Below are 26,272 nucleotides of genomic sequence, written 5' to 3'. Positions count from 1 at the left end.
TTGCAATTTTGGTTTGGTGGGTGTTTCTATAAATAAAAGTTTAGCTCGCTGGTGCAGGCGCAAGCGCTTTGAAAGCGGTGTGTCAACGCATAACAAGGCGCTAAACTAGGACAAAATTAAATAAGCTCGTCGCTTCGCTCGATTTTAGCTTATTCAATTTTGCCTGTTAGCTAAGCGTTATAAGCACTTTGGGATATGAGTAAACTTTTTAGCATAATTTTCTTAATGACAGCATTTTCTAGTATTGCAGCTGAAAAAGTCTCTTTTGTAAGCTTATTGTCATCACCTGACAAGTATGACGGTAAATGCGTCCAAACAGTAGGCGTGATAAGCGTAGAGTTTGAAAACGGAAGTTTATATCATGATCAAGCTAGCTACATAGCAAGAGCCTATGAAAATGCTATTTCTCAACCATTTGAAGCAGCGCAGGTTGTTTACAATAGCAATAATGCAGAAGCTCATATTCAGAAGTTAGCTGATGCATATGAGGGTAAGTTGGTTAGGGTTGTAGGCAAGTTTAAAGCCTTTAACATTTCAAAACGAATAAATAGCACTAAAAGTAATTTTAGTTCAATAAGTTATATCCAAACTCTTGCGCCAAATGAAGGGGCAAGATTTGGCAATCAAGCAAGGTGCTTATAACAAGTGCCTAAACCAAAGGACGCAAAGCAGCAGGCTTGCGCTCCTTCGTCGCTAATTTTAGCCTGCTATTTTGCGCCGGTTAGGCAAGCGTTATATTTCTATTGAGTCACTGGCATGAGTATAAATCAAGAATTGCTACCACTAGCGATTGAAAACTTCAGGAGCATATTGAATTCAGGCTTTAGCTCCATATTGGCTTCATATGAATCATATGCAAAAGAAGCTGATTCAAGAGATAGAGACTTTGCCGTTTGCTTTGATGATTATTTCCATGATTGGGCGCAATCAAATTGGGAATTAATTGTTGAAAGAACTGTTTGCTCCAATGAATCCAGCTTAGTGATATACGGTTGTGGTAGTGACTATGAAGCTGCGGCACATAGCCGAGTTTTCTTTCACTCAATTGCTCCTACCCATGAAATTACTTGCAATAAAGGCCAGTTGGTGACTGATTTGTTCACTAGTGAGGGTGTTGACCTTTTAAAGTATGACTTTGAAGGTTTTGTATCTTTTAGAGATGGAATTTATGATTTAAGCCCGCCTTTTGACCATATACTTTTCACTGAAAAAGAGTTTGAGGGTTGCGAAAGGCACGTAGTTATTTCTCTAAACGGAGTGATTTGGAGTGCAGTAGAAATATAACAAGTTAATTAAACAATGGACGTAAAACAGCAGGCTTGCGCTCATTCTTCGCTTAGTTTAGCCTGCTATTTTTCGCCGTTTATTAAGGCGTTATGCGTCACTTTAAATCGCTGTCTTTAAAACGGTTTTCACCTCAAGCTTTTTTTTCAAATTAGCTTTTAGGTACAGTGACGTCATTAAGTTTTAAGTTGGTCTTGGCTTTTCTTTTTTCAATTTAAGCTGTGACCAGAAAGGTCATTCACCAGTCGAACGCTTCTTTGCAATTTTAGGTTTGGTGAGTGTTATTTAATTTTAAGTTTGGCTTATTGGTGCAGGCGCAAGCGCTTCTAAATCTGAGTGTCAACGCATAACAAGGTCGTCAACGAGGACAAAAAACTGTTGGCTGTTACGCTTCGCTTCACATTTTAGCCAACAACTTTTTTGCCGGTTACAACGGCGTTAGTTACCAACGAGGAAAACTCAGCTAATGCAGAATATTTAGGGTTAATGTCCGTGTATTTTTGGCTAGGTTGCCGTATTTCAATTTCTAGCGATTTGGGTTTGTGAAAATCGTGCTTTAGTTTCTTGTGTGGTTTGGGGTTTCTGTTTCAGAAGCCGATTTACTTGTTAAAAGCTCGCTCTGTTGCATTGTCTTCTTAGGTTTTGTCAGTCCGCTTTCTACGGCGTTGTGTGTTCCAAGTGGTTTAAGTGACAGTCGCTTTGAAGCTGCGCCTGATTTAAGTTTCTTAAAACACGTAAAGTTCGTGTTGGCAAAGCTGCAATTAACTTCAAATCAAAGCGTTAGGCTTGGCAACTAACAAAGCATTTAAGAGGGACAGTCAACGCGTGGCGAGTTTAGTTTAAATCTTGGCATCTGTGTTTACGGTGTTAAAGTGAATTTTGGTGGCAGCGCGTTGCTGCCCCTTAATGCGGCGTTAGGTTTTAACAGGAGTTTGAATGAAATTAACTGAAGAAAAACTAGATCTTATCGTGGCAAAAGGCATGGCGTTTTCTTTACGATATACAATACCACTGTTGGTTTTTAGTGAGGGAAATATTAATCCTCAAACAGCAACAGGAATTATTATACGTACAGACAAAGGTCCTGCATTAGCTACTGCACGCCACGTAATTGACGGTTACTTGGGCCTTAAAGATAAGGGACGAATTCAAATCGGCGCCATGGCGTATGTGTTAAAACACTTACCTAGCGAACGCATCAATATCTCTGAAAATGTTGATTTTGGCCTCATTTACTTGACTGATATAGATGTTCACAAAATAGGTTGGCCAGTTTTAGAACAGGAACAAATATCATTTAAGCACCCTAAGAAAATGGATTTAATTGCCTATTCGGGCTTTCCCGGTTGTTGGAAAACCGCTCATGATGAAGAGAAAGTTATGGGTTTGGGGCAATTCAAGTGTGTTGGAATGATTGAAACAGTAGAAGACGATCAGTTTTCCGTACGGTTGGATGATATGCGGTATGAACTTGAAGGAAAAAGTTCTTTAGACACAAGCTTATTTCATCCTGGAGGGATAAGTGGGGGACCTGTGTTTAGCCTGTTTGACTTTTGGAACTCAAAAATGAGAGAACCACTTTTAATAGGTTTCATTTCCGAAGGTATGGCATGGGATTATCTTGCTCAGAAACATTTTGCTGTGAACACTAAATCGGTTGAGGCGTTAATAAAAACCTAACAAAGCGTTTAAGACGGATTCCCAACGCTTGGCATTTTCAGTTTGATTCAGCTTTAGTGTTTACGGCACAATAGTTTAGGTCGGGTGGTAGCGTTGCTCACCACTTAACGCGGCGTTAGCTTTACGAAGATTATTGGAAATAAAAATGAAATTAAAAGCTTTTGTATTAGTTCTGTCTGTTTTGTTAAGTGGATGTAGTACTACATCATTGAAAAAACCGATTTCCAGCAAAAATATAGGTATCCACATTAAATACAATGCTCCCTATAAACTATGTCAAGAGTATTACGGTGCGACTGTTTTTAATAATCAAAGTAGTCGTTATGCTATTGATTCTAACTTAGAGAGCTTAACTATCAATGCGATAAGCCAAGCAATTAGCGAATCTGATAACACTCCAGTAATAATTCCAGTTGAAAAGGATCTTTCACACTCTGACCTTATGACCTTTAATTCTTGGAATGGCGAACCCACTCTAAATGCTTTTGGTGCAAGCTACCTTAAGAGGTTAGTTGAAACGCATAGCGTTGAGTATATTTTTGTGCGCTTTATATATGAGCCAATAGAGTGTGATATTAGGCTATCCAACCAGTATTCCGATTATGGTCAAGTTAACCTATATAGTTTGTCTTCATTCAACCTGTTTGATGTTAAAAATGCTAAATACCTAGGTATGGCACAACCTAAATTTGGTGAAAGTTACTTTCTAAACATGCCTAAAGATATAAATAGTCTTAGCAAAGATGAATTACTCAAAGCAGTTAAAACTCATTACAACAAGACGTTAGACTATAACTTCAGATTTCTTTCTAAATCTAAAAACAAAGTATCAACAAAAAATTAAAGCTAACAAGTGCCTAAACCAAAGGACGCAAAACAGCAGGCTTGCGCTCCTTCGTCGCTAATTTTAGCCTGCTATCTCGCGCCTGTTAGGCAAGCGTTTTACTTAAGCTAATTTTAGTGCATCAACTCCAGCATACGCAAAATCCTCCGGCCAGTGTTTATTTTTCTTATTAGTCATTTGTATCTAAATTACTTTACACTTTTTCTAATGGCTCAATTTCGTAAGCTTCATGCAGAAGTGCTATTAATTTATTACTGTCCTTAAAGCTTTGTGACGAAATTTCAGTAACGCCAATACCTGGTGTCCATGAGTTCATAACTGCGGCTCCTTTTAGATCCAAAAGGCGATCGAGGGTAATGGGTTCGCTCCGCTGTGGAATATTTAGCTGAGTTAGTTGTCGCTCTACAGCTGCCATCATAGTACCTTTTAGCATACGTGCTTCTGGCCAAACAACAGATTCGCCATCCCAAAAAGCCAGGTTCCATATGGTTCCTTCTGTTAGATGGCCATTTTGGTCAATAAACACTGCGTCATCAAAGCCTTGTTGTACAGCTTGGTGTAAGTAATAAGTCTTGCCTATTTCACCGACGTGCTTAATTTCAGCAAGTGGCCTTTCATGGTTGATTGCTGCAAGCCGTAAAGGACCTTTAGGGCCATGGGCTGGTGAACTGGTGCGGATTAATACTTTGGGCTCTATATTCATGCTATCAGCGTTAAATTCCCCCTTTGGTGAATATATTGTGATAGTTAAAGATTGATCTACAGGCCCATTCTCTATGGCCGAACAAATATATGACCGTATTAGAAAATCTGGTAGAGCTCTGCCATAGAGTTTTATTGAAGCCATACGTAGTCTGTCTAAATGAAGATCCAGCCCCTTTACCATTCTATTTCGAACCTGCAGAGCTGTGAAATGAGCAAACCCAGAAAATGCCAAATTGGTGATTTCTGAGCTAGGAATAACTTGTCCGTTTAGTATTGTTTGATCTGTGATAATTCTCGTTTTCAAAGTATTAGCTCCAAATTGAAATAATTGTCTAGAGCTAATAATATAAACCCTCACACCGGTGTTAGAGTCAAGAGGGAATAGTGAAAATAGGTGAATTGTCGAAACAAACAGGAGTGAGTATCCGTATGCTGCGTTACTACGAAGAGCAAGGGCTGCTCAAGCCTACACGTACCATTTCGGGATACAGAGATTTTGGCGAGGGAGAAGTTCGAACACTTGAAAGGATAAAACTACTTAGTGCAGCGGGTATGAAGTTAGGTACCATTTTGCTATTTCTACCCTGCGTGAGAGGTGAACGACCTGTTTTTGAACCTTGTGATGAGCTTAGAAAGCTTTTACACGAGCAAATTCGTGTGGCCGATGAGAAGGCCGCTAAACTAGCTGCTAGTCGGAAAATACTCGATAGTTTTTTGTCCGAGATTGAACAGCACTGAATGAGCACTAGTTTGGCTTCTAAGTTGAACAAGGGTTACCATTTCGTTATGCAAAATATTACAAAACCATTCAATCGACTCAGCATTGCCGCCCTTTTTTTGCTAAACACACAGAAAAAGCGGGCACAGTGTTCCACGGCTGATGGCAAGTGTTAGGTTAATATGAGAATTCAGTTTTCTTGGGCAGAAGCGCCTAATGCTAAAAGCTGGGCTTTTAACGATTTTAAAGTGAATTATCAAAAAAAGCTCAAAATTTCGCTTTTGGAAATCGTATTTTTGAGTTTTCCTTATTTCTTTTTTTCTCAAGAGCAACTCGCTCAAATCGATTATCAGGCGTTTTCAATTTTTGGTTACCTTTTGTTTGGATTGTTGCCAATTCTGTTTATTGTAGTTTGGATAATGGTTTTCTTTGATTTAGGCGAACCCAGTAAGTTTTATATCTCAGAATCAGGTGTATACACTGATTCTCGAGGGCATAAAGGTGAATATGAGTTGATATTCTTGTTGTCTGATATAGAAAGTACTCAACTCGATAAAGTAGTTTTTAATGAACACGAGTTTTATAAGCTTGAGTTTATCTTCAAGCCACTAAGAACCATAGAGGTTGATAAATATGTCACTACTTTATCTTGCGAATTTGTAGAGGAAAAGTATCAAGAGCTAGAGGAAGCCTTGTTTTATAAAGCTGATATTAAGCAAGTTTTGTCAGAAAGTGCATTTATAGATTAACCTAATATATGCTTTAACCAAAGGACGCAAAACAGCAGGCTTGCGCTCCTTCGTCGCTAATTTTAGCCTGCTATTTTGTGCCGTTTACGGCAAACGTTAGGTCTAAAGGTGATTGAGGTGACACACGGAGGGGCAGGGGCAATGTTTCCACTACTTATTTTGTTATTGGTATCTTTACCAATCAACTTGATTTGGGTCTTTCGTGGTCAAGGTAATGCTAGAAAAAGGCGCGTTATAGGTTTCTCACAAATAGCCATTTTCACTGTAGCAATAATTTTATTCTTTTCTGATGTTACTTATTTTCAAACCATTGGATTTGTGGCTACTTTTATTGTTTTAATAGCTATGTTGTTTACACCAGTAGTTTTAAAAAACAGAGTGTAATATACACCTAACAAAGCAAATTAAAGGTGCGAACAAAAAGCAGATGGCTTTGTTCGAGTTCCAGAAATTATAACCAAGTATTATTATTCGGTTAGATCGATACCTATGGAAGACCTATGATAAATTCAAATTTAGTGAGACATAATTTACAGCTTATTGAAAAATCAGTTTGGATTACTGCATTTGGCTTTTGTGCTTTAATAGCTCTAATTTTTAATTATGATATAGCCAATTTTGCAATATTAATAGGCATTGCGATGGGGCTATTGATTGGAATTGTTAGCCCTTATCTATGGAGAAAAGATTACAAATTTTTAAATCTCATAATCCCAAATTTTTTGTTAATTTTTCCTGGGATTCATTTCATAAATTCATCAGATAGCTTTAGTGTTGCATTGCAGTTCTATTCGAGTGCTATTTGTATTGTGGGATGTTACTGGTTTGCTTTTAAATCAAAATTAGTCAGATATTTAAATTAGCCTTATAACAAACTGTTGAAGTTATTTACCTTTGCTGTATCACCAAATGGCAGGACGTTTGTTGCTTAAGAAGTTAAAATGAAAACTTGAAAAATAATGATGAGAGTAGAATAAATCCGTTAGTATTTGGTCTTATTATAGGTATCGCAATTGGTTCAGGTATTGGTGTAGCTCTTGGGAGTCTATCTCTAGGTGTTATTTTCGGCATTCCTATTGCGTTTGCTTTGTTGTTAACTCAAAAGGAAGACATCAATAGAGATAAGTAGCTTAATAGTCTTCAATTAAAAATTAAACTTTATACAACAGTAGGATTTACGCGTACCTCATAATATTAGGACATTCTTGTGTTTTGTTTTTACAGATTAATTCATCTGATATGGAGAGTTAGTGAAAATATCAAGATTAAATAAGTACTTGATTCTTGCATTTCGAAAATCATTTCTTCCCTCATTCTTTCTATTAGTTTTATGTGCTGTTGCAGGTTACTTTAAGGCTTCAAGGCGAGATGGTATCGACTTGTCACCTGAGAATATTGAGCGATTAATTTATATTCTACCTGTAGCCTATTTGTGTTTTTACCTTTTTATCTTTTGCGGTACGATGTGGGATTACTACATCAAGGACGGTTTCGTTAAAGATGAAGAAATAAAGTAAAGTGTGACGAATAAATCTTGCACTGAAGTGTTCGTTTTTTCGGTAACCCGATATAAAATAACTACAAAAATATAAATCTAACGTTTTGTAAATTAAGCTAATCTGGAGCGCATATTTACAAGGTTACAAACGTTGGGGTTAAGGACAAATTTATGAAAAAAGCTTATCTATTGATACCTATCACATTTATTTTAGCTGCGTGTAACTCAACATCAGAAAATAAAGTACAAATGAAATATTTAGACTTGTCTGCAAAAGAGAAAGTTCAGCATGTGGATAATTACTGGACTCTTTTAAAAAGAGTCGAGCCTAGGTACCCAATATCTGCAGCAAAAGACGATGTTTCAGGGTGTGTTGATTTGATAGTTGGTATTGGTCAAGACGGCAAAGTTAACGGCTATAAAGTACGCTCTTCTTTTCCAAAAGGCGTTTTTGAGAATAATGCCGCGGCCGCGCTTTCGAAGTGGAAGTGGCAAGCTACAGAAAACAATAAAGAAAGTGTTCCAGTTTTAACGTCTGTACGTTTAGATTTTACAACTAGTAGAAACCCAACTGATGTTGAGTATCTAAAAAATTGCCCGAAAGTTGATAGTTAATTTTAAAAAGCTTGTAACGGAAACTTAGTTAACTGGTGCGATTTATAACACATTGTTGCAGTGTGAATTATGAAATTGCTTATAGGTATGGGCTTTAAAATAAGGAAAAACTCTCACATGCGCGAATTTATTTTTATCGTCTTTTTTATATTCTTAATCTCTGGATGTAATTTTGATATACCAGAAGCAGATAATAAATTTGGTATGCAGAATTTCGTGTCTGCTGTTTCTATGATCGAGTTACATAAAGTTAGAAACGGTGAATATCCGACAGATTTAGAACAGTTAGAATTTTTAGGTGACTGGGATGGTATTTGGCTTTCATCGGTCAAGTATGAAAAGCTACAAAATGGTTATAACCTTTATGTAGAAAGAGGCTGGACTAGTAAACCGACTTTGCATTTACCCGTAAAATTTAAGCAAGGATTAGGTATTTTAGATACAAATGTAACTTGGGTAGAGTGACAGAAAGCTCCTATAGGTGGAGCTTTCAACTTAATTACTTAGTTAGCTAAACCAAGAACTTCAAGTCTTTGTTTTGCTAGTTCATACCTTTGACGAACATCGTCAATTTGTTCAGGTGTTAATTTCTTGCCAAGTGTGCGTAGTCCACCTTCTGCATCATTATGATGTACACCAAATGCGAACTTTAAATATTCTAAAAGAAGAGGCTGTGCATCAAGGTAAGAAATTGAGTTCATGGCTTGTGATATTTGATTAGCTTCTGCCCACTGACCATTATTGACATATTCTTGCATGGTGACGCTTGCTTTTGGGAAAATACATCCAACACCTGTAATACCTCCACATGCACCAGCAAGACCTGCATGTACAGTTACGGTATCTACGCCAGCTAAAACTTTTAAGTTTTTATCTTCTAACATGAGAGTTTCGATAACCGACACATCTGTGGTAGAAATTTTTAAGGCCGTTACCTCAGGTAACGCAGCAAGTCTTTTTAAAAGCTCAGTTGAAAGTGCATGGTATCCTGCTGCATCAGGGTTGTTATAAGGCATAATAGTCACACCCGAAGCTCTAGCCGCTGAAGCTGAAAGTGCATAATACTCATACATTTCATCGTCAGAAGGGGCTACTTTAGTTTTTGGTGGCATCACCATCACGGTATCAACACCAACCTTTGCTAATTGTGTCACTATGTCTGCTAGTTCTTCTTTAGTCTCTGCAGCAGCTCCACTGATTAAAGGTACGTTGAATTCTTTGGCAACTTCTGAAAGCGCATTAAGTAAAGAAAGGCGTTGTTCATTGCTAAGATAGCTATTTTCACCAAGTGTACCTGAGCCTACGAGTCCGCCCATTCTAGTTCCGGCCTTACCTTCGACTCTTAAAATATCTGCAGCATATTTTTTTGTCGCAACTAGATCAATTTCTAGGGCGCCAGTTTCAGACTCTTTTAACCAAGTGAACACGGCTGGCATCACAGTGTAACGCCAATCTGTACTATTTGTTTCCATCGTATAACCTTTTTAATTAAAACGTACCATACAAATAAATCATATAAAATATACAAAGTGATTTTAACAGGTAAATCTCAATCGTCAAACCCTCTGTTTTATTGCTATATCAAATGCGTTAATAATTGCCTTACTTTTCTAATCATAAGAAATTGGTGAATGAACTATTAAAAGAATTTGGCTCGGTGTAACTTTAAAAAAAGTGTGTTGAGTAGATAAATATTGATTGTGTTTATAGTTATTTTATATACGATAGCGGCTTCTTAAATCACTCATTTTTAAAAGAGGAATCAAATGAGTAAAAACAAAAAACATCAACACGATCATCATCGTGGCGAGATTAAAGACAATGCGATAAAAGCGCTTGTGACGAGTGTACTTTTTAAAAGTAAAGTAGAAAAGCCGAAGAAAGGAAAGGGGAGTTTTCAACGCAACAGCAAGCATAAAGGCCGAGAGCCTTATCTTAAGGCAGCCTAAGTTTTAAGATAAGGTTTTTGGTTACAAACTCGATAAGGACTATCTATGTTTATTATTTCTTTACATTACTGCGTACCACTCAGCATCATTGATAAATATATTGCAGATCATAAGGCGTTTCTAGAAGAGCATTATGCTAATGGTAACTTTATTTTATCAGGTCGTAAAAACCCAAGAACGGGTGGGGTAATTATTTCAACGATACAAGAGCGAGAGCATTTAAATATCGTGTTAGCGCAAGATCCGTTTCATAGAGCGTCACTTGCGCATTACGACATTATAGAAATTGAGCCGACTATGTGCGCTAAACCATTAGAGTATCTTATTAAAAGCGAGAACGAAGCTAAGTGAATTGTGAGTCATTTTTATCCTAAGACGTTTATTGACTTAGGACTAACTCTACGACTTCTTTGTTAGCAACACCGCTTGATCATTAAAGGTCATGAAAGAGAATATGATATTTTGTTTGAAGCGTTAAACAAGATTATTCCAGCATTTTTGTAACTGACTTTTAGCCACTTTTATGGCCGCTTTTTGAAATTAATCTAGATGTGTCCGACTAATGATTCAAAAAGCGGTTATTATAGAAATGTATAAACTCTTCGGTAAATTGCTCGTTGCCCCACCATGAAGTAACGGCTTCTTTATAACTTTGTTTTCGCTTCACGTTTTTTAAGACTCTATTGACCTTGTTGATCACTTCTTTACCCCAAGCATTTTTCGGGCAAGCAACATAGCCAAGTGTAAACTTTGGGATATCTTTAATGTAATAACTGACAAATACATCATCTTTTATTTTATTTTTTTCGATAAAATAGTTAAGTTCAAAAGGGAAGGCAATTGTAAAATCCACCCGACGCCTTTCTACCATATGAAATAATGTCCCAAGTTCAGTACTGGCCAATAATTGGGATTTACTGTCGGTTAAATGTTTGCTGATTTTATCATCGACGACTTGCCCGTAAGAGCGCTTTTTTATCAAACTAAATGCATATTTTTGACTCGAAAGTAGCTTTTTAAGATCTATATAATTACCTTCGGCTATCTCATCTAATGTGCCCTTGCGTGCAATGACTCTATTACCCGGGTTAATGATTGTTGCTTCAGAATAAGCAACATACTCTTGTCGCTCTTTTGTTTTATATAAGGCGGGGTGGCACACATTCTTATACAATTTAATATTAGTTAATGCCCGAGTTAAAGAGGCTATAGGAAATTCATGTTTGTACTCAGGCATTTCTTTTATAATGAGTTTTAGCGCTTTTTCGACAAAGCCTGAACCTTGTTCAGTCCCTTCTTTAATAATTCCTGGGGGCCTGTGGTAGGTTTGCCAGTAGATTGTGCCTTTATCATTGTTGGCTTGTGACGCAAACGCACTGGTCGAAAAATTACCTACTAATGCAAATGATATATAAAATAGAATTTTCTTTTGCATTTAGCTTCTCTTGTAAATATTAATACAAACAGTATAGACAACTTAAACAGTTACATAGCAAAGATCTAGATTGTTCAAGGTGTAATTCTTGAGTTTTTAATAGAAAGTCATCCTATCTTCTAAGTTTTTACTGGTTTTAATCGCATTCAGCTTTTCTTTCATAACTTTATTTTTGTACTCTTAGCTGGATTAAATTTAGGAAGGAAATTCGCTATGTTGCGAACTATATTATCTGTCAGTTTAGGTCTGACTTTTAGTGTTGGTGCATTTGCCACTGAGGTAATGACACCTGAAAAGCTGTGGGAAGTAAAAAGAGTCAGTGCTTTAGGCCTTAATAAAGACAAAACTCATGTTATTTATAAAGTTACGACACCAAGCATTGAAAAAAATAGTTTTGATAGCAAAGTTTATCAAGTTTCTTTGAAAGGCGGCGATGCACAATTATTAGAAAACTATCAAGGCGTTGTGATCGACAAAAGCCTTTCACCTGATGGCACTAAAAAACTTTTTCATAAAAAAGTGCAACTTGAAGAAGTGCTTGCAACCGATCGCCATAAAGAGCTAAACAAAGCTAATGCGTATGTATTTGATGATTTAAATTACCGTCATTGGGATACGTGGAAAGATGGCAAGTTTAAGCATGTGTTCTACCAAGACCTTAAGACTGAAGAAAAAGTCGACATCATGAAAGGCATGCCTTTTGATAGTCCAACATCGCCGTTTGGTGGTGTTGCTGATTATACTTGGGGTCCAAAGGGTGAAAACATTTACTACGTAAGTAAAAAGCTAACTGGTACTGAGTATGTAAAAAGCACCAATACAGATATTTATCGTTATAACCTGAAAAGTAAAAAGACGACCAATATCACTGAAAGTAACTTAGGTTACGATAAGTACCCTGCGTTCTCTGCAAAGGGCCATTTAGCGTGGCTACAAATGGATGAAGCTGGCAACGAAGCGGATAAAAACGATATCATCGTTAAAGTTAAAAATCGCGAGTTTAACTTAACTGAGCATTGGGATGGCACAGTTAATAGTTTTAAGTGGAGTCACGATGGTAAAAGCATTTACTTTATCGCGCCTATAGATGGCACAGTTCAGCTTTTCCAAGTTGCTGTGAATACTAAAACAAAAGCACAACCAAAAATCAAACAACTTACTAAAGGTCAGTTTGACGTAAATGGCATTGTTGCTGTGTTAAAAGACAAACTCGTTGTTACCCGTAACAGTATGAATGCGGCACGTGAGATTTATCGCTTTGACCTTCGCAGCAAAAAGCTAACTGCGCTCACCAAAGAGAATGATGCTTTCTATGCGGGCCTTGATTTACCAAACGTTGAAAAGCGTATGGTTAAAACGACGGATGGTCAAGAGATGCTAACTTGGGTGATTTACCCACCTAACTTTGATAAGAAGAAGAAATATCCAACACTTCTTTATTTACAAGGGGGCCCTCAGTCAGCACTTTCACAGTTCTATTCTTTCCGTTGGAACTTCCAAGTAATGGCTTCTCAGGGTTATATTGTTGTTGCTCCTAATCGTCGTGGTATGCCAGGTCACGGTGAACAATGGAACAAAGACATCAGTAATGATTGGGGTGGTCAGGTAATGGAAGATTACCTTGCCGCAATCGATGATGTTGCGAAAGAGTCTTATGTTGATAAATCTCGAATCGGTGCTGTGGGTGCGAGTTACGGTGGTTACTCTGCGTTTTATTTAGCAGGCAACCATGAAGGTCGCTTTAAAACCTTTATTGCGCACTGTGGTATTTTCGATTTACGCAGCATGTATGGCACAACTGAAGAGCTGTTCTTCGTAAATAATGAGCTGGGCGGTGCGTATTGGGAAAATAACGCTTCTACAAATAAAGCATACGGTCAATTTAACCCAATCAATCACATTGATAAGTGGGATGCGCCTATGTTTGTGATCCACGGAGCAAAAGATTACCGTGTACCACTTGAGCAAGGTATTGCGGCATTCCAAGCTGCTAAGCTTCGCGGCCTAAAGAGCCGTTTCATGCTATTCCCAGAAGAAAACCATTGGGTACTGACACCGCAAAACGGTATTGTGTGGCAGCGTGAATTCTTCAAGTGGCTAGAAGATACACTGTAATTTAACTGTTTGAATGGTTAGCTTAGATGCCAGAGTAATGTACTCTGGCATTTTTATTTCTATGCGCGTATTTTGACAATTTAAGTGCGCCTTTACATACATCTTTGTCGCTTCATTTGAGCATTTGATTAAGGAACTAGCTTGTTTATTAAATTTTTAAAAAAGTTATTATTAGTTGCTGTTATTTTTTCTGTGTCTGGTTGCGGTGGCTCTGGTTCTAATGCCTCTGATAATAGCTACACGCCTGAGCCTACCTTACCATTTGAAGCTGGTATTCGCTCAGTTTTAGAACCAGTCGCATCTAGCTTCACTGGCGTTGAATATCCTATTCAACTTTATTTACCTAAAAATCGTATTACTGGGAAAAAATATCCTGTTATATATGTTCTGGATGCTGAGTGGCACCTAAAAAGAGTTGCAGATAGCTTAGATAGGTTAGAACTTGAGGCAATTATTATCGGTATTGAGAATTTTGTTGATGCACAATACAAACATCGAGAAGATTACTCGCAATGGCCTTTGGCACAAGACTACTTTGATTTTATCGTTAATGAATTAGCACCAAAGTTAGAGCCCAATTATCCAATAGATACATCAAAGCGAGCTATACTCGGGCATTCTTATACGGGATTATTTACAGGCCTTGCCATGATTATGGATGATCCTCAATCACCATTCTTTTCACGCCATGTGTCGTTTGATGGTAGTTTTTGGGCGCATACAGAAATAACGCCGCAGTTGATCTCTGATAGAGGTGTACTTGATGAGCGTTTAAAAAGTAAAGCCATTTTAATCGCTGCGAGAGGCCGTGTTAGTAATGGTCGCTATGTAGATTGGTTTCAAGAGATGCTTGAATATGAGCAGTTTAAAGAACTTGAAATTATAAAGCTAGAATACGATGTTGATCATATCCCTGTTGTGGAGCATGCAATGGATGACGCGATGAAAGCGTTACTCATAGATTAATACCAACTCTTAATAATGCTCAAACAGTTTGAGTGACTAAAACTGACGCGCGCTTTGTTAAAAAGGCCATATCACTGTATGGCCTTTTTAATATTTATTTAATTTGTCTTTTCTGACTTTTCTAATAATTTTTCTTTAATTAATCTCAAACCCATAACCAGTCCGCCGATGGCACCAATTAAGTGTGCTTCTATAGCGACACGCGATTGGATCAGTGCGCCTACTTCAGCGCTTGGTCCAGAATACTGCTCCCAAGCGAGTTTTCCCCAAATTCCTATAAATAATAATATGCCAGAGCGCATACCGACCTGAATATCTTTAATTGCACCCCAAACAATAACCCCATGTAACAGACCACTTAGGCCGGTATAGATTTTTATATCTGGCACAAATAACCAAATGCCCAACCCAGTCCATAAGGCTAAGAAAGCGGTATGCATATAATACTGCTGTTGTGTTCTGTGCTCTGCATGTAGCAGCCAGATAAAACCAATGCCTACAATATTTAGGAGTAAGTGGGTTAGATTGGCGTGAACAAATTGGCCCGTAAAGATGCGCCAAATTTCACCTGCTGCAATTTTGTCACGATGGAACTCTAATAAGTCATTAGTATTTAAAACCATTAATACACAGCTTAATAATGTAAGCAGAATGGGTGGCAGTATGTATTTTCTTGCTAGTGGTAGTTGGATCATCTAATCGGTATTCTTTTTTATTTTTTGCATATTCTGCCCGTTTACTCTTATCATGCAAACCAGAACTTGAAAATTAATGATAACAACTATGACATTCAAATCTCTGCCTTTCGCCTTATCTATTTGCTCATTGGCTTTATTAAGTGCCTGCTCTAGTCAAATCTCACCAAATCAAGAAGTAAGAGAGCCTGAAGCTGCCACTGGTTTTACAAAAAAGCAAAAGCAAATTGCTGATGAGTATATGATTGCTGCTGCTAACCCTTATGCAGTAAAAGCGGGTAAATTAATGCTTGATAAAGGTGGTAGTGCAATCGATGCGGCCATCGCCACACAATTAGTATTAACGCTTGTTGAACCTCAATCTTCTGGTATCGGTGGTGGTGCATTTATTTTGCATTACGATAAGTCTCAAAACTCGTTAATTTCACTTGATGGTCGCGAAACTGCACCAGGTAAGGCTACTTCTGGTTTATTCTTAGATGAAAATGGAAAAGCCGCGCCTTGGATTAAGGCCGTCGTAGGTGGACGCTCTGTTGGTGTACCCGGTATTCTTCATGCTTTTGATAAAGCGCATAAAGATCATGGCAAATTGGCATGGGCAGATTTATTTGAACCCGCAATTGAGTTAGCAGAGCAAGGATTTATTGTCTCTCCTCGTTTGAATATGTTGCTATCTAAAAAATTAAACCCAGGTTTGACTCAGCTACCTGAAGCAAAAGCGTATTTCTATCCAGATGATCAACCATTGTCTGTGGGCAGCATTCGTAAGAACCCCAAATTAGCCGCGCTATACAAGAATATATCAAAGCATGGCATTTCGGCGTTTTATACAGGTCAACATGCACAAAATATGGTTGATGCAGTGCAAACCTCTAAGATTGCCCCAGGGTTACTGTCTTTATCAGACCTAGAAAATTATCAAAGTAAATATAGAGACGCTATATGTACGTCTTATCATGCTTACAAAGTGTGCTCTATGGCACCACCGAGTAGTGGTGGCGTTGCTGTACTGCAGATTTTGAAATTACTCGAAGGTAAAAAATTAAACCAATATCAGCCTAATGACCCTAAAGCGTTGCACTTATTCACCCAAGCTTCACGATTAGCATTTGCAGACAGAAATCATTATGTGGCGGATCCAGATTTTGTGACTGTACCAACTGATGCATTACTTGATGACACATACTTAGCTGAACGCGCAAAACTTATCTCAGATAAAGATAACCACAAGGTACCTGTTGGCAAACCGCTAAACGGCGCATTAAGTTATGCCGAAGATAATAGTTACGAGTTACCTTCAACGACGCATGTTTCAATTGTAGATAAAGAAGGCAACGCTATATCTATGACCAGTTCAATTGAAATGGCCTTTGGCTCTACAGTCATGGTTGACGGCTACTTGCTAAATAATCAATTAACTGATTTTGCGTTATCTCCTAAAAAGAATGGCCAGTGGCGTGCTAACCGTGTTGAAGCTAATAAACGTCCGCGTAGTTCTATGTCGCCTGTTATGGTGTTTAATAAAGATGGCAGTTTACGCTTAGTTGTTGGCTCTCCAGGTGGCAGTCGTATTATTAATTATGTTGCGCAAACAGTGATTGGCGTGCTTGATTGGCAGCTAGATATACAGTCTGCCATTAATCTTCCTAAAGTAACTAACCGCAATAAAGTCACGACTTTAGAAAAAGGCACTGAACTTGAAAAACACCAAGATTATTTCGAAAGTTTGGGCCATAAAGTCTTTATTCGAGATTTGAACTCAGGTTTACACGGCATCGAACTGGTCGGAGGTCGCCTTGTAGGTGGCGCAGATCCTCGACGAGAGGGTATTGTGCTCGGTGAATGACGGCTAAACCCATAGGTTTAGTGATATTTTTAAGATATACTGCAAGGCTCTTTAATTATTTAGTTGTGTTAAAGCGCCTTTTTTATTTACAAGCAATTTTTTGCTTTCTTGCTTATTCACAGCTAAGTAATAATAAAATCAGCCAGACGTATCATTACAAGTAAATATGACTAAACAAACCGATCCAAATTATCTATATATTCCATACGCAGGTCCTAACCTGTTAGAAACGCCTTTACTAAACAAAGGTAGTGCATTTAGTCAATCAGAGCGTGAGAACTTTAACTTAAATGGTTTATTACCACCACGTTTCGAAACCATTGAAGAGCAAGTCGAGCGTTGTTATCAGCAGTACTCTTCATTCAGAGATAACTTAAATAAACACATTTATCTGCGTGCAATTCAAGATAACAATGAAACTCTTTACTACCGTTTAGTCCGTGATCATTTAGAAGAAATGATGCCTATCATTTATACGCCGACGGTAGGTGATGCATGTGAAAAATTCTCTGATATTTACCGCAGTTCTCGTGGTCTATTTATTTCATATGAAGAGCGTCACAATATCGATGATATTTTACGTAACGCGACAAAAGGCAAGGTAAAAGTTATTGTTGTTACCGATGGCGAGCGTATTCTTGGTTTAGGTGACCAAGGTATCGGTGGTATGGGTATTCCAATCGGTAAACTATCTCTTTATACCGTTTGTGGCGGTATTAGTCCTGCTTACACGCTACCTGTTATGCTTGACGTGGGTACTAATAACGAGAAGTTACTTGCTGATCCTATGTATATGGGCGCACGTCATAAGCGTATTAACCAAGAACAATATGACGAGTTCTTAGACTTGTTCATTAAAGCGGTTAAACGTCGCTGGCCAAACGTACTTCTTCAATTCGAAGACTTTGCTCAACCAAATGCAATGCCTTTACTTAAGCGTTATAAAGATACAATTTGTAGCTTTAATGATGATATTCAAGGTACTGCGGCGGTTACTGTAGGCTCTTTACTTGCTGCTTGCCGTGTTAAAGACGTAAAACTGAGTGACCAAAAAGTTGTGTTTGTAGGCGCTGGCTCTGCGGGCTGTGGTATTGCTGAGCAGATCATCAGTCAAATGGTGTCTGAAGGCATTTCTGATGAGCAAGCACGTAGCCAAGTGTACATGGTTGACAGATTCGGTCTACTTACTGAAGGTATGGAAGGGCTACGTGATTTCCAAGCTGCGCTTGTACAACAAAAAGATGCTTTAACTGATTGGCAGTATAGTGGTGATTTTGCCTCTTTATTAGATGTAATGCACTGTGCGAAACCAGATATTTTGATAGGAGTTTCTGGTCAGCCAGGTTTGTTCACTGAGCAAGTGATTAAAGCGATGCATGCAGGGTGTGAGCAGCCAATTATCTTCCCTTTAAGTAATCCTTCACGCCAAGTTGAAGCACATCCACAAGATGTTATCGAGTGGACGAATGGCCAAGCGATTGTTGCAACTGGTAGCCCGTTTGGTGAAGTGGAATATAACGGCGAAAAGTTCATTATTCCTCAGTGTAACAATAGCTATATTTTCCCAGGTATCGGTTTAGGTGTTATTGCAGCGAAAGCCAAGCGTATCACTGATGCTATGCTAATGGTTTCAAGTGAAATGCTTGCTGAAGCTTCACCTCGAGCAAATACGGGTAAAGGCAGTCTGTTACCTGCGCTGGTGGAGATTGAGCCATTAAGTAAGAAGATTGCGTTTGCTGTTGCGAAGAAAGCGATGGAAGAAGGCGTTGCATTAGAAATGTCTGATGAAGCTATTCTTAAAGCAATCGATAAAAACTACTGGTACCCTGAGTACCGTAATTACAAGCGTTGTAGCATTTAATACTTAGCTTGTAATATAAAAGGAGCCAGCAACTTTGCTTAATGCCAGTCAGTTAAGAATTGACTGGCATTTTCTTTTATACGGATATTTCCTTGGTTTCTTTCTAACCTCTCTTGGGTATCTCCTATCAGGAAGCCGGTCTGGTAATACAAACAATCTTAGTGTTGTCAGCAGCTCTTCATAATGTACTGGCAACTTACTCGCACTGTGGATAGGAGTGAGCATAAAAAATGCGATGATATGGCGCATACATAAACTAAAACTAAGTTGTCTGGGTATCAGGATTTCTTCCGCTTTCGTTGCATCAATCATTGCAATGCGGATTAAGTTGTAAGCTAACAGTAGTCCCCATAACTCTTGACGTACCATATCTGGCTTTTTACTTCGTAATGCATGTTTAGACTGATGCAACCCTTGTTTCATTTCTCTAAAGCCCAACTCTATTTCCCAACGCTGAGTATAGACTTCTGTTAATTCATCATATGGATAACGCATGGGATCGATTAATGAACTCAGTACACGGTAGCTTTTCCCATCAACTTTATACGTAGTGAGTCGGGCGGTTATTTGCTCTGGTAAATCTTTAAATTTACTTTTAGCTTGAGGGCTAGTATGTAAAGAGATTATTTTATCTTCATCGCTGATATGACGTTCAACTTGGTATTGTAAATCCTTGCGAGCTGGTAACATCCAATGTGTATTTTTACCTTGTCTTTGCCACTGATATAAAAGGCCTAAAGAGTAATAGCCACGGTCAAATAGCGTTAAAGAGTCATCTGGGACAGACGATAAAAGTCTTTTGGCAAGTGTCATTTCCCCTACATGGCGTGCATCAAAGCTACTATCCAGTAATAGATGGCTTGATACCTCCATCAAACTACACATCCTGATTTGAGGATAACTGCCTTCACCAAATTGATTACTGTCACTACCAAACGCAATACGATTTTCTTCGTTATCTTGAGTTCTAAAGCTCACTCCATCAACAGCTAACAAATTCAGTCCACACCACTGCTCAAAGGCATGCTTGTAAAATGCTCTTTGGGCCAACAATCGAAACGAGTGACACACTGCATCAACCCCTAAACGTTGACGGCCTTGAACCAAAGCGCTGGGCGCAACCAGTTTATTTTTCCCCGGCAGCGTAATATCTAATCGGCTTGCGATATCCCATACTGTTTCGTTACGAAATAGGCTCATACCAATGACTGACCACATTATAGCTTCTAACGGCAACCTTCTTCGACGCACGGTTGCAACTCCAGCATATTCGAACGCCTGTTCAAGTATATCGGCATCAAGGACATTCTTTAGTTTATCCAGGGTGTGTACATCATCTAAAAACGAAGTTAGGTCGTCACAGTGATTAGAAAGAGGCATAAAAAAATCCGATATTAGTTTCCTAATATCGGATTCTGAACCCTTTAAAAGATCGGTCAACTGATCTATTTGTTTCTTAACTGATCAGCATTGAGCAACTTTGCTGGCTTTTTTTATGCCTAATTTTACCAAGCCTCTATAATTACCTTAGCGATGACTTGGGGGAAATTGATGAAGTATGCGCTAGTGTTCTTGTTAGGACTATTCAGTATCGGACTTTATGGTGCGCCATTAAAAGTGAATATCGCTTCTGACTATGTGCCAAGTTCAGATAGCAGTGCTGACATGGTCACACGTTTATTAATCGATATTTCGAAAAGACTTTACCCGCAATTAGAAATAGAATTTATGCCTGCAAGTCGTATTCGAGAATGGCGTGCACTGAATATGTATCCAAATACGTGTTTATATAACAAAGTTAAAAAACCAGAGCGCGAAGCCTTGGCTTATTTCTCTGCCAGGCCAATTACGGCATTTCCTGCAAATAGACTAGTTTTAAGAGATAAAAAAGGGTTTTCTGCAGATGTTTCTTTAAATGATTTACTCAAAACAGATTTTAAAATCGCAATAACGAAAGGCCGTAGCTACGGGAAAAGCATTGATGATTTTATTAAGTCCTTTCCGCAGCTATTTGTAGTGAGTGAAGGAGAAGAGAGTGCCAAGCGTCTACGAAAAATGCTCATGCAAGGTCGCTTTGATGGCATGATCGAATATACGTCTGTCATTATCAATGAATATGTAGAGGTACTGGGTGAAAATAAAATTAGTTTTCATCGCATAATTGATCAAGCGCCGAGTGTATTTGGCTATATTGCTTGTTCAAAAACACCGCAAGGAAAACAAGCGATTAATTTATTTAATAAAAAAATGGCCGAATCTGAGGTTCAAGAACTAATAATTGAAGCGCACAGAGGTTTATTTTCACCTCATGAGCGCGACTTTATTAGTGACTCTTTGAAAATTGCCTTTTCTATTCAGCCATAATTAATCAAGTTTTTACTTTAATAGCGCATCTTCGGTCAAATCAGGCATTTTGTCGCTTGTGATGGCTTAATACCTATAAATGGAGCAGGTATGTTTAAAAAATTACTAGTCGTATCGTCTTTACTATTATCTTCAAGTTTTAATTACGCTTATGCAGAGCCAACCAGTCCACATTTAAGCGTAAAAGGGTACGCAGAGCAGCTTGTTCAGCCAGATCAAGTTGTTTTAAGTGTTGCGATTTCTCACTCCGATAAAAACATCAACAAAGCAAAAGATGAAGTTGATAATGTGATCGCGCGAGTTATTAAAGTTGCCAATACTTTTAATGTCAGCAAAAACAACATTGATGCATCGCAGCTTAATATTTATCGCCGACATGAATACAACCGAGGCACGCAACAGCAAGAGTTTACGACTTTTCAGGTAACACGTAATGTTGAGTTAAAGCTGACAGACGTTGATAAATATGCGCAATTCTTACAACAGCTTGTTGAAGCCGGCGTCAATGAGATTGGTTTTACGCAGTTTTCTTATTCAAAAGCTGATGAACTGCAAGATAAACTAAAAAAACTGGCTATCAAAGACGCTAAATCTGAAGCAAAAGAGCTTGCTAGCGAGTTCGATGCGAAATTAGACCGTGTTTATTCTGTAAATTTTGCACATTCGCCATCTATGCCAACACCATATGCAAGACAGACGATGATTGAATCAGGTCGAGTACATAAACAGGCGTATAATGTCTCTGATATCGTTATTTCTTCAGAAGTTTTCGTGACTTATTTAATTAAGCAGTGATACCAATCCTCAATAATACTCAATCATTCTGAGGGACTAAAACTGACGCTAGCGTCGTTGAAAATTTCTTATTTACGACTGCATGGACGCAGAAGGTAGAGCAATGCAGGAGCAATTGCCGAGAACAACTAAATAGCAAAATTTCGACTTGCCTATATGGATGTAGGTACCTCAGCGAGAGCAGGACGCGTTAGCGGTGCTATCGACAAGTTTTTCTCGACTCAAAATAGATCGCTTAATTAAGAGGATTGGTATAAATTTTTCGTTATAATGCGCCTTTACTATTGTAGGGCGCATTATGAGTAAAATCTTTGTTATCGGGTTACCGAGAACAGGCACGACAAGTTTATGTGCCGCATGTATTGAACTTGGTTTAACGACGGCACATACCGCTTATACAATAGAGACATTTAATAACGCACAAGTCATTGCCGACACCCCTGTATTTAATGATTATGCGTTGCTGTATCAAAAATATCCTGATGCTAAATTTATTTATTTAGAAAGAGACTTAGCGCTGTGGTTACCGTCTGTTTCTAAATTATTAACGCGCATGTCAGGCAACCTGTTCTCAGGTAAAGGTGGCTTTAACGACACCATTAAGCGCTGTTTTTTAGACTCCTTTTCGGGATTAGATGCCGAGCAGCTTGATAACTTCGAATTTCTTACTAAGTGTTACGAAACACATAAAGGCAAAGCCATTGCGTTTTTCGAGAATACTCAAGCGCAGCATTTGTTTTTGAATGTTAGCAAGCCAAACAGTTTTACAAAACTGTGTAATTTTCTAGAAGTTGATGCTGCTAGCACAGAAATTACAGACATGCCTAAGCTCAACGTGAATGGTAAAGTTACGGCTTGGAATGACTTAAAGCACCCACTTAAAATCAGCTCTACGCGCATGGGGAAAGTAGATAAAGATGCCGATTTACTCACATTTATGCAATCGGTTTAATTCATGTAAGTCCTACGCTAAAATACCCGCAGTTTATATTGATTAAGAATGTTTATGTTTGAACTGAAGTACCACACCCCGTTTAATTGGACTGAAAAAGTACTCGCTGATTTTGATACCTTTTTACAAGATCATGCTGCCGCAGAGAAAAAAGCGTCTGGCATGGCGATGTCTATGTTGGGTCATTACCCTGACAGAATTAAGCTTGTGAAAGCGATGACCGATTTAGCCATCGAAGAAATGATCCACTTTAAACAAGTGTTGAAATTATTAACAGAGCGTGGGGTTACCTTAGGTAACGACCAAAAAGACCCATATATTAAAGGTATGCGCGCTTTATTTAGACAGGGTACTGATGAATTCTTAATCGACCGTCTATTAGTGGCTGCAGTGATTGAAGCGCGAGGCCACGAACGTTTTTCTTTAGTTGCGGAAGCTTTACCAGAAGGCAAAGAGAAAGACTTTTATGTTGCCATTGCTAAATCAGAAGAAAAACATAAAAACCTGTTTGTAGAATTGGGCTACGAATACTTCGATAAAGATATTATTGATGCACGCCTAGCAGAAATACTTGAGGCGGAAGCTGAGATCTGTAAGAAGATCCCATTTACAGCGGCGCTTCATTAATCAATTTATGGCGGCTGAATAGATAAGGATTAGCGAATGAAAACCATTATTTTTGGGAACTCGGGCTCAGGAAAATCAACACTTTCAAGGCGTTTAGCGCAAGAACATTCAGCCGTACATTTAGATTTAGATACACTTGCTTGGTTGCCAACGTCACCACCAACTCGGGCACCACTTGAGTCTTCGCTCTATAAAATCAGTGAGTTTGTTCGGTCCCATTCAGATTGGGTGATTGAGGGTTGCTATAGTGACCTAATTAAACCGATCGCAGAGCAATGTCAGCATTTGGTGTTTATCGATTTAGATATTGAGACCTGTAAAGCCAATGCAAAATCGCGCCCTTGGGAGCCGCACAAATACCCATCAAAAGAAGCACAAGATGAAAATCTAGCCATGTTATTGGCTTGGATTGAAGACTATGACACCAGAGATGATGTATTTTCAAAAGCGGCTCATACAAAACTATTCGAAACTTTCACAGGTAATAAGGTGCGTTTAGAAAGTAATCAGCAAAGTAGGGCGTTTAGCTTGAAGTAGTGCGGAATAAAACCAATCTCTCAATAAAGCACTTTATGTTTAAAAAAATTCAGCGGCTTGGTGAACACTAAGCCGCTTTTTTTTGCCAACATTATCTAATACCAATCCTCAATAATACTCAATCATTTTGAGGGGCTAAAACTGACGCTAACTTCGTTGAAAATTTCTCATTTAAAGCAACGAAATAGCAAAATTCCGCCTCGTTATCGACAAGTTTTCCTTACCTAAAAATAGATCGCTTTTTTAAGAGGGATGTTATCAATGCTCTTCATAGTTCCACTTGGTAGCGCTTTTGCTGGCGTTGTTAAGCTTGCCGATATAGTAAATTACACCTATACTGTATTTATATACAGTATAGGTGTTTTAGTGCAGTATGAAAGTCATTCCTGTTAAAGCCGCAGCGGGGATCACCGGTTTTGAGTCTCCCGCAGCCGAATATAAAGAGCTCGGTTTATCACTCGATCAACTCCTTGTCAGCGATCCAAACGCCACTTTTTTGGGGCTCGCATCTGGCGACTCAATGCAAGGGATTGGTATCTTTGATGGTGACTTATTGATTGTAGATAGGGCGGCTGAGCCAAAACATCAAGATGTCATTGTCGCTAATTACAATAATGAGTTTGTGTGTAAAATCCTTGATATACACAACCGTAGTTTGCTGTCTGCATCGCCTTTTTTTAAACCTGTGTTGATCAGCGAGTGTGATGTATTTCAGCTTGAAGGTATTGTGATTGGTTCAATCAGAATGCATCGGCAAAACATGAGATTAAAACAATGTATGCGTTAATCGATGCCTCCTCATTTTATGCTTCAGCCGAAAAAGTATTCGACTTATCAATACGTAAGCGACCCGTTGTGGTGCTTTCTAACAATGATGGTTGTATTGTTGCTGCATCTCCAGAGGTTAAAAAGTTGGGAGTCCCAAAGTTTGAACCTTACTTCAAATTAAAGCCCATTTTAGATAAGCATAATGTGGTTATTCGCTCCTCAAATTATGAGTTATACGCCGACTTAAGCGACAAAATGATGTCTATTATCAACCGTTTTAGTGATCAACATTATGTATATTCCATTGATGAGTCATTTCTAAAGTTTGATGGCTATAGTGATTTGGTGAGTTCTTGGTATGAATATGGTCATCTTATTCGTCGCACAGTCTGGCGAAAAACCAAATTACCAGTGGGGGTAGGTTTTGGGCCAACACCGACACTTGCGAAAGCTGCCAATCATGCTGCTAAGAAGTTTGTAGGCGCAACAGGCGTTGCCGTTATTGACAGTGAAAAGTCTCGAAAGCACATTTTAGCCAATATGGCAGTATCGGACATTTGGGGCGTAGGGCGCCGATTAACCAAGCAACTTAAGTTATTCGGCATCGAAAGTGCGTTAGATTTAGCTAAACAAAACCCAAAAATGATGCGAAAACAATTTAGTGTTGTGCTTGAGCGAACGATATCAGAGCTTAACGGGGTATCATGTTTATCATGGGATGACGTAAAACAGCGCAAAAAAGAAGTGTTCAGCACCCGTAGTTTTGGTGAGCGCGTCGAAAATCCATTCGCACTCAAGGCATCATTGGTAACGCATTGTTCAATAGTAGCCAAAAAACTACGAAAACAAGGCTCTTTAACGAAGCGATTAATTATCTTTGCTCATAGTTCACCACATGAAGATAATTACTATAAAAGGTCGTTTATTCAGAAACTTGCTGTGCCATCGAATGATAGTACGGTATTTGCCAAACAAGTCGAATTGGTTTTCAGCCAATTATTCCAACCTGGTGTGCGATATTACAAAGCGGGTATTGGCGCCATTGAACTCGAAGACGATATGCACCAACAAATTGATATGTTTAATGTTTCTGACGATAAGCCTGAGCTTATGCAGTGTTTAGATGCAATAAATAAACGCTACGGCAGCAGTAGTTTACGCATTGCGACCGAATTACAAAGTAATCAGTGGCAAATGAAAAGGGATTGGTTATCGAGAAGGTCTACAACACGGTGGCCCGAAATCCCACTAATTAAGTGCTAATAAAAA

The 26,272-nt window shown here is 38.5% G+C and carries 29 protein-coding genes; 24 read left to right on the top strand and 5 right to left on the bottom strand.

All coding sequences use genetic code 11. The annotated features are described in order from the left end of the window. Positions 1-195 precede the first annotated feature (195 nt). From ACH784_RS08900 to ACH784_RS08885, 4 genes are all read left to right on the top strand, one after another. The gene (locus ACH784_RS08900) at positions 196-642 is read left to right on the top strand and encodes a hypothetical protein (protein ID WP_404389401.1); all 447 of its coding nucleotides are present in this window, start codon (positions 196-198) and stop codon (positions 640-642) included. 114 nt (positions 643-756) lie between these two features. After that, the gene (locus tag ACH784_RS08895) at positions 757-1,284 is read left to right on the top strand and encodes a hypothetical protein (protein WP_404389399.1); all 528 of its coding nucleotides are present in this window, start codon (positions 757-759) and stop codon (positions 1,282-1,284) included. 936 nt (positions 1,285-2,220) lie between these two features. Next, entirely contained in the window at positions 2,221-2,964 is a 744-nt protein-coding gene (locus ACH784_RS08890) for a hypothetical protein (RefSeq protein ID WP_404389397.1), read from the top strand. Between the two features lie 145 nt (positions 2,965-3,109). Next, a complete protein-coding gene (locus ACH784_RS08885; protein WP_404389395.1) occupies positions 3,110-3,808 on the top strand; it encodes a hypothetical protein in 699 nt (232 codons plus the stop codon). A 193-nt stretch (positions 3,809-4,001) separates the two neighbouring features. On the opposite strand, the gene ACH784_RS08880 is transcribed toward ACH784_RS08885, so the two are convergent. Beyond that, positions 4,002-4,817: an aminotransferase class IV family protein gene (locus tag ACH784_RS08880; RefSeq protein ID WP_404389393.1), complete on the bottom strand. Its 816-nt coding sequence runs from the start codon at positions 4,815-4,817 to the stop codon at positions 4,002-4,004. 95 nt (positions 4,818-4,912) lie between these two features. On the opposite strand from ACH784_RS08880, the gene ACH784_RS08875 reads away from it, so the two are divergent. From ACH784_RS08875 to ACH784_RS08845, 7 genes are all read left to right on the top strand, one after another. Next, positions 4,913-5,251: a MerR family DNA-binding transcriptional regulator gene (locus ACH784_RS08875; RefSeq protein ID WP_404389391.1), complete on the top strand. Its 339-nt coding sequence runs from the start codon at positions 4,913-4,915 to the stop codon at positions 5,249-5,251. A gap of 228 nt (positions 5,252-5,479) precedes the next feature. Beyond that, the gene (locus tag ACH784_RS08870) at positions 5,480-5,980 is read left to right on the top strand and encodes a hypothetical protein (protein WP_404389389.1); all 501 of its coding nucleotides are present in this window, start codon (positions 5,480-5,482) and stop codon (positions 5,978-5,980) included. A 108-nt stretch (positions 5,981-6,088) separates the two neighbouring features. Continuing rightward, complete coding sequence (locus tag ACH784_RS08865; protein WP_404389387.1) at positions 6,089-6,364, top strand: hypothetical protein; 276 nt, start codon at positions 6,089-6,091, stop codon at positions 6,362-6,364. A 116-nt stretch (positions 6,365-6,480) separates the two neighbouring features. Continuing rightward, entirely contained in the window at positions 6,481-6,843 is a 363-nt protein-coding gene (locus tag ACH784_RS08860) for a hypothetical protein (protein WP_404389385.1), read from the top strand. Positions 6,844-6,929: 86 nt separating this feature from the next. Then, positions 6,930-7,109, top strand: a complete 180-nt coding sequence (locus ACH784_RS08855) for a hypothetical protein (protein ID WP_404389383.1) — start codon at positions 6,930-6,932, stop codon at positions 7,107-7,109. A gap of 540 nt (positions 7,110-7,649) precedes the next feature. Further along, positions 7,650-8,093, top strand: a complete 444-nt coding sequence (locus ACH784_RS08850; protein ID WP_404389381.1) for an energy transducer TonB — start codon at positions 7,650-7,652, stop codon at positions 8,091-8,093. Positions 8,094-8,210: 117 nt separating this feature from the next. Further along, a complete protein-coding gene (locus ACH784_RS08845) occupies positions 8,211-8,558 on the top strand; it encodes a hypothetical protein (protein WP_404389379.1) in 348 nt (115 codons plus the stop codon). A gap of 38 nt (positions 8,559-8,596) precedes the next feature. On the opposite strand, the gene ACH784_RS08840 is transcribed toward ACH784_RS08845, so the two are convergent. After that, entirely contained in the window at positions 8,597-9,565 is a 969-nt protein-coding gene (locus ACH784_RS08840; protein WP_404389377.1) for a dihydrodipicolinate synthase family protein, read from the bottom strand. Between the two features lie 294 nt (positions 9,566-9,859). On the opposite strand from ACH784_RS08840, the gene arfA reads away from it, so the two are divergent. Together arfA and ACH784_RS08830 are read left to right on the top strand one after the other, a co-directional pair. After that, the gene (gene arfA / locus ACH784_RS08835) at positions 9,860-10,042 is read left to right on the top strand and encodes an alternative ribosome rescue factor ArfA (RefSeq protein ID WP_404395125.1); all 183 of its coding nucleotides are present in this window, start codon (positions 9,860-9,862) and stop codon (positions 10,040-10,042) included. Between the two features lie 45 nt (positions 10,043-10,087). Next, positions 10,088-10,393 carry a YciI family protein gene (locus ACH784_RS08830; protein ID WP_404395124.1) on the top strand — a complete coding sequence of 102 codons (306 nt, stop codon included), beginning with the start codon at positions 10,088-10,090 and terminating at the stop codon, positions 10,391-10,393. 208 nt (positions 10,394-10,601) lie between these two features. Here the strand turns inward: ACH784_RS08830 and ACH784_RS08825 are convergent, their stop codons facing one another. After that, positions 10,602-11,477, bottom strand: coding sequence for a TIGR02285 family protein (locus tag ACH784_RS08825; RefSeq protein ID WP_404395122.1), 876 nt, complete (start codon positions 11,475-11,477; stop codon positions 10,602-10,604). A 213-nt stretch (positions 11,478-11,690) separates the two neighbouring features. Here ACH784_RS08825 and ACH784_RS08820 point away from each other — a divergent pair, with 213 nt between their 5' ends. Then, on the top strand, positions 11,691-13,592 hold the full coding sequence (locus ACH784_RS08820; RefSeq protein ID WP_404395120.1) for a S9 family peptidase: 1,902 nt from the start codon (positions 11,691-11,693) through the stop codon (positions 13,590-13,592). A 141-nt stretch (positions 13,593-13,733) separates the two neighbouring features. Further along, positions 13,734-14,558: an alpha/beta hydrolase gene (locus tag ACH784_RS08815; RefSeq protein WP_404395118.1), complete on the top strand. Its 825-nt coding sequence runs from the start codon at positions 13,734-13,736 to the stop codon at positions 14,556-14,558. A 98-nt stretch (positions 14,559-14,656) separates the two neighbouring features. Here the strand turns inward: ACH784_RS08815 and rrtA are convergent, their stop codons facing one another. Then, on the bottom strand, positions 14,657-15,253 hold the full coding sequence (gene rrtA / locus ACH784_RS08810) for a rhombosortase (RefSeq protein ID WP_404395116.1): 597 nt from the start codon (positions 15,251-15,253) through the stop codon (positions 14,657-14,659). Positions 15,254-15,341: 88 nt separating this feature from the next. On the opposite strand from rrtA, the gene ggt reads away from it, so the two are divergent. Together ggt and ACH784_RS08800 are read left to right on the top strand one after the other, a co-directional pair. Beyond that, a complete protein-coding gene (gene ggt, locus ACH784_RS08805; protein ID WP_404395114.1) occupies positions 15,342-17,099 on the top strand; it encodes a gamma-glutamyltransferase in 1,758 nt (585 codons plus the stop codon). A 166-nt stretch (positions 17,100-17,265) separates the two neighbouring features. Further along, a complete protein-coding gene (locus tag ACH784_RS08800) occupies positions 17,266-18,960 on the top strand; it encodes an NAD-dependent malic enzyme (RefSeq protein WP_404395112.1) in 1,695 nt (564 codons plus the stop codon). Between the two features lie 48 nt (positions 18,961-19,008). On the opposite strand, the gene ACH784_RS08795 is transcribed toward ACH784_RS08800, so the two are convergent. Next, positions 19,009-20,340, bottom strand: a complete 1,332-nt coding sequence (locus tag ACH784_RS08795) for an IS4 family transposase (RefSeq protein ID WP_404389461.1) — start codon at positions 20,338-20,340, stop codon at positions 19,009-19,011. 171 nt (positions 20,341-20,511) lie between these two features. On the opposite strand from ACH784_RS08795, the gene ACH784_RS08790 reads away from it, so the two are divergent. The 7 genes from ACH784_RS08790 to ACH784_RS08760 all read left to right on the top strand — a co-directional run bounded on the left by ACH784_RS08790 (position 20,512) and on the right by ACH784_RS08760 (position 26,266). Then, the gene (locus ACH784_RS08790; protein ID WP_404395111.1) at positions 20,512-21,324 is read left to right on the top strand and encodes an ABC transporter substrate-binding protein; all 813 of its coding nucleotides are present in this window, start codon (positions 20,512-20,514) and stop codon (positions 21,322-21,324) included. Between the two features lie 90 nt (positions 21,325-21,414). Beyond that, positions 21,415-22,119 (top strand): SIMPL domain-containing protein, encoded by a 705-nt coding sequence (locus ACH784_RS08785; RefSeq protein WP_404395109.1) that lies wholly within the window; start codon positions 21,415-21,417, stop codon positions 22,117-22,119. A 298-nt stretch (positions 22,120-22,417) separates the two neighbouring features. Continuing rightward, positions 22,418-23,071, top strand: coding sequence for a sulfotransferase (locus tag ACH784_RS08780; protein ID WP_404395107.1), 654 nt, complete (start codon positions 22,418-22,420; stop codon positions 23,069-23,071). A gap of 54 nt (positions 23,072-23,125) precedes the next feature. Continuing rightward, positions 23,126-23,698: a tRNA-(ms[2]io[6]A)-hydroxylase gene (locus ACH784_RS08775; protein ID WP_404395106.1), complete on the top strand. Its 573-nt coding sequence runs from the start codon at positions 23,126-23,128 to the stop codon at positions 23,696-23,698. 36 nt (positions 23,699-23,734) lie between these two features. Beyond that, positions 23,735-24,235 (top strand): AAA family ATPase, encoded by a 501-nt coding sequence (locus ACH784_RS08770; RefSeq protein WP_404395104.1) that lies wholly within the window; start codon positions 23,735-23,737, stop codon positions 24,233-24,235. Positions 24,236-24,608: 373 nt separating this feature from the next. Next, positions 24,609-25,022 (top strand): LexA family protein, encoded by a 414-nt coding sequence (locus tag ACH784_RS08765; RefSeq protein WP_404395102.1) that lies wholly within the window; start codon positions 24,609-24,611, stop codon positions 25,020-25,022. After that, a complete protein-coding gene (locus ACH784_RS08760) occupies positions 25,010-26,266 on the top strand; it encodes a Y-family DNA polymerase (RefSeq protein ID WP_404395101.1) in 1,257 nt (418 codons plus the stop codon). Before ACH784_RS08765 ends, ACH784_RS08760 begins: the two co-directional genes overlap by 13 nt. The last annotated feature ends 6 nt before the right edge of the window (positions 26,267-26,272 follow it).

Origin of the sequence: Pseudoalteromonas phenolica, from assembly GCF_044788725.1 — a bacterium.
GTDB classification, from domain to species: Bacteria; Pseudomonadota; Gammaproteobacteria; order Enterobacterales; family Alteromonadaceae; genus Pseudoalteromonas; species Pseudoalteromonas phenolica_C.
This window is presented reverse-complemented; position numbering and strand designations above follow the sequence as displayed.

What these genes read in the sequence shown, in the direction of transcription:
- ACH784_RS08900 (WP_404389401.1), top strand. Translation starts at nt 196, where the DNA reads ATGAGTAAACTTTTTAGCATAATTTTCTTAATGACAGCATTTTCTAGT.
- ACH784_RS08895 (WP_404389399.1), top strand. Translation starts at nt 757, where the DNA reads ATGAGTATAAATCAAGAATTGCTACCACTAGCGATTGAAAACTTCAGG.
- ACH784_RS08890 (WP_404389397.1), top strand. Translation starts at nt 2,221, where the DNA reads ATGAAATTAACTGAAGAAAAACTAGATCTTATCGTGGCAAAAGGCATG.
- ACH784_RS08885 (WP_404389395.1), top strand. Translation starts at nt 3,110, where the DNA reads ATGAAATTAAAAGCTTTTGTATTAGTTCTGTCTGTTTTGTTAAGTGGA.
- ACH784_RS08860 (WP_404389385.1), top strand. Translation starts at nt 6,481, where the DNA reads ATGATAAATTCAAATTTAGTGAGACATAATTTACAGCTTATTGAAAAA.
- ACH784_RS08850 (WP_404389381.1), top strand. Translation starts at nt 7,650, where the DNA reads ATGAAAAAAGCTTATCTATTGATACCTATCACATTTATTTTAGCTGCG.
- ACH784_RS08845 (WP_404389379.1), top strand. Translation starts at nt 8,211, where the DNA reads ATGCGCGAATTTATTTTTATCGTCTTTTTTATATTCTTAATCTCTGGA.
- ACH784_RS08840 (WP_404389377.1), bottom strand. Translation starts at nt 9,565, where the DNA reads ATGGAAACAAATAGTACAGATTGGCGTTACACTGTGATGCCAGCCGTG.
- arfA (WP_404395125.1), top strand. Translation starts at nt 9,860, where the DNA reads ATGAGTAAAAACAAAAAACATCAACACGATCATCATCGTGGCGAGATT.
- ACH784_RS08830 (WP_404395124.1), top strand. Translation starts at nt 10,088, where the DNA reads ATGTTTATTATTTCTTTACATTACTGCGTACCACTCAGCATCATTGAT.
- ACH784_RS08825 (WP_404395122.1), bottom strand. Translation starts at nt 11,477, where the DNA reads ATGCAAAAGAAAATTCTATTTTATATATCATTTGCATTAGTAGGTAAT.
- ACH784_RS08820 (WP_404395120.1), top strand. Translation starts at nt 11,691, where the DNA reads ATGTTGCGAACTATATTATCTGTCAGTTTAGGTCTGACTTTTAGTGTT.
- rrtA (WP_404395116.1), bottom strand. Translation starts at nt 15,253, where the DNA reads ATGATCCAACTACCACTAGCAAGAAAATACATACTGCCACCCATTCTG.
- ggt (WP_404395114.1), top strand. Translation starts at nt 15,342, where the DNA reads ATGACATTCAAATCTCTGCCTTTCGCCTTATCTATTTGCTCATTGGCT.
- ACH784_RS08800 (WP_404395112.1), top strand. Translation starts at nt 17,266, where the DNA reads ATGACTAAACAAACCGATCCAAATTATCTATATATTCCATACGCAGGT.
- ACH784_RS08795 (WP_404389461.1), bottom strand. Translation starts at nt 20,340, where the DNA reads ATGCCTCTTTCTAATCACTGTGACGACCTAACTTCGTTTTTAGATGAT.
- ACH784_RS08790 (WP_404395111.1), top strand. Translation starts at nt 20,512, where the DNA reads ATGAAGTATGCGCTAGTGTTCTTGTTAGGACTATTCAGTATCGGACTT.
- ACH784_RS08785 (WP_404395109.1), top strand. Translation starts at nt 21,415, where the DNA reads ATGTTTAAAAAATTACTAGTCGTATCGTCTTTACTATTATCTTCAAGT.
- ACH784_RS08780 (WP_404395107.1), top strand. Translation starts at nt 22,418, where the DNA reads ATGAGTAAAATCTTTGTTATCGGGTTACCGAGAACAGGCACGACAAGT.
- ACH784_RS08775 (WP_404395106.1), top strand. Translation starts at nt 23,126, where the DNA reads ATGTTTGAACTGAAGTACCACACCCCGTTTAATTGGACTGAAAAAGTA.
- ACH784_RS08770 (WP_404395104.1), top strand. Translation starts at nt 23,735, where the DNA reads ATGAAAACCATTATTTTTGGGAACTCGGGCTCAGGAAAATCAACACTT.
- ACH784_RS08765 (WP_404395102.1), top strand. Translation starts at nt 24,609, where the DNA reads ATGAAAGTCATTCCTGTTAAAGCCGCAGCGGGGATCACCGGTTTTGAG.
- ACH784_RS08760 (WP_404395101.1), top strand. Translation starts at nt 25,010, where the DNA reads ATGTATGCGTTAATCGATGCCTCCTCATTTTATGCTTCAGCCGAAAAA.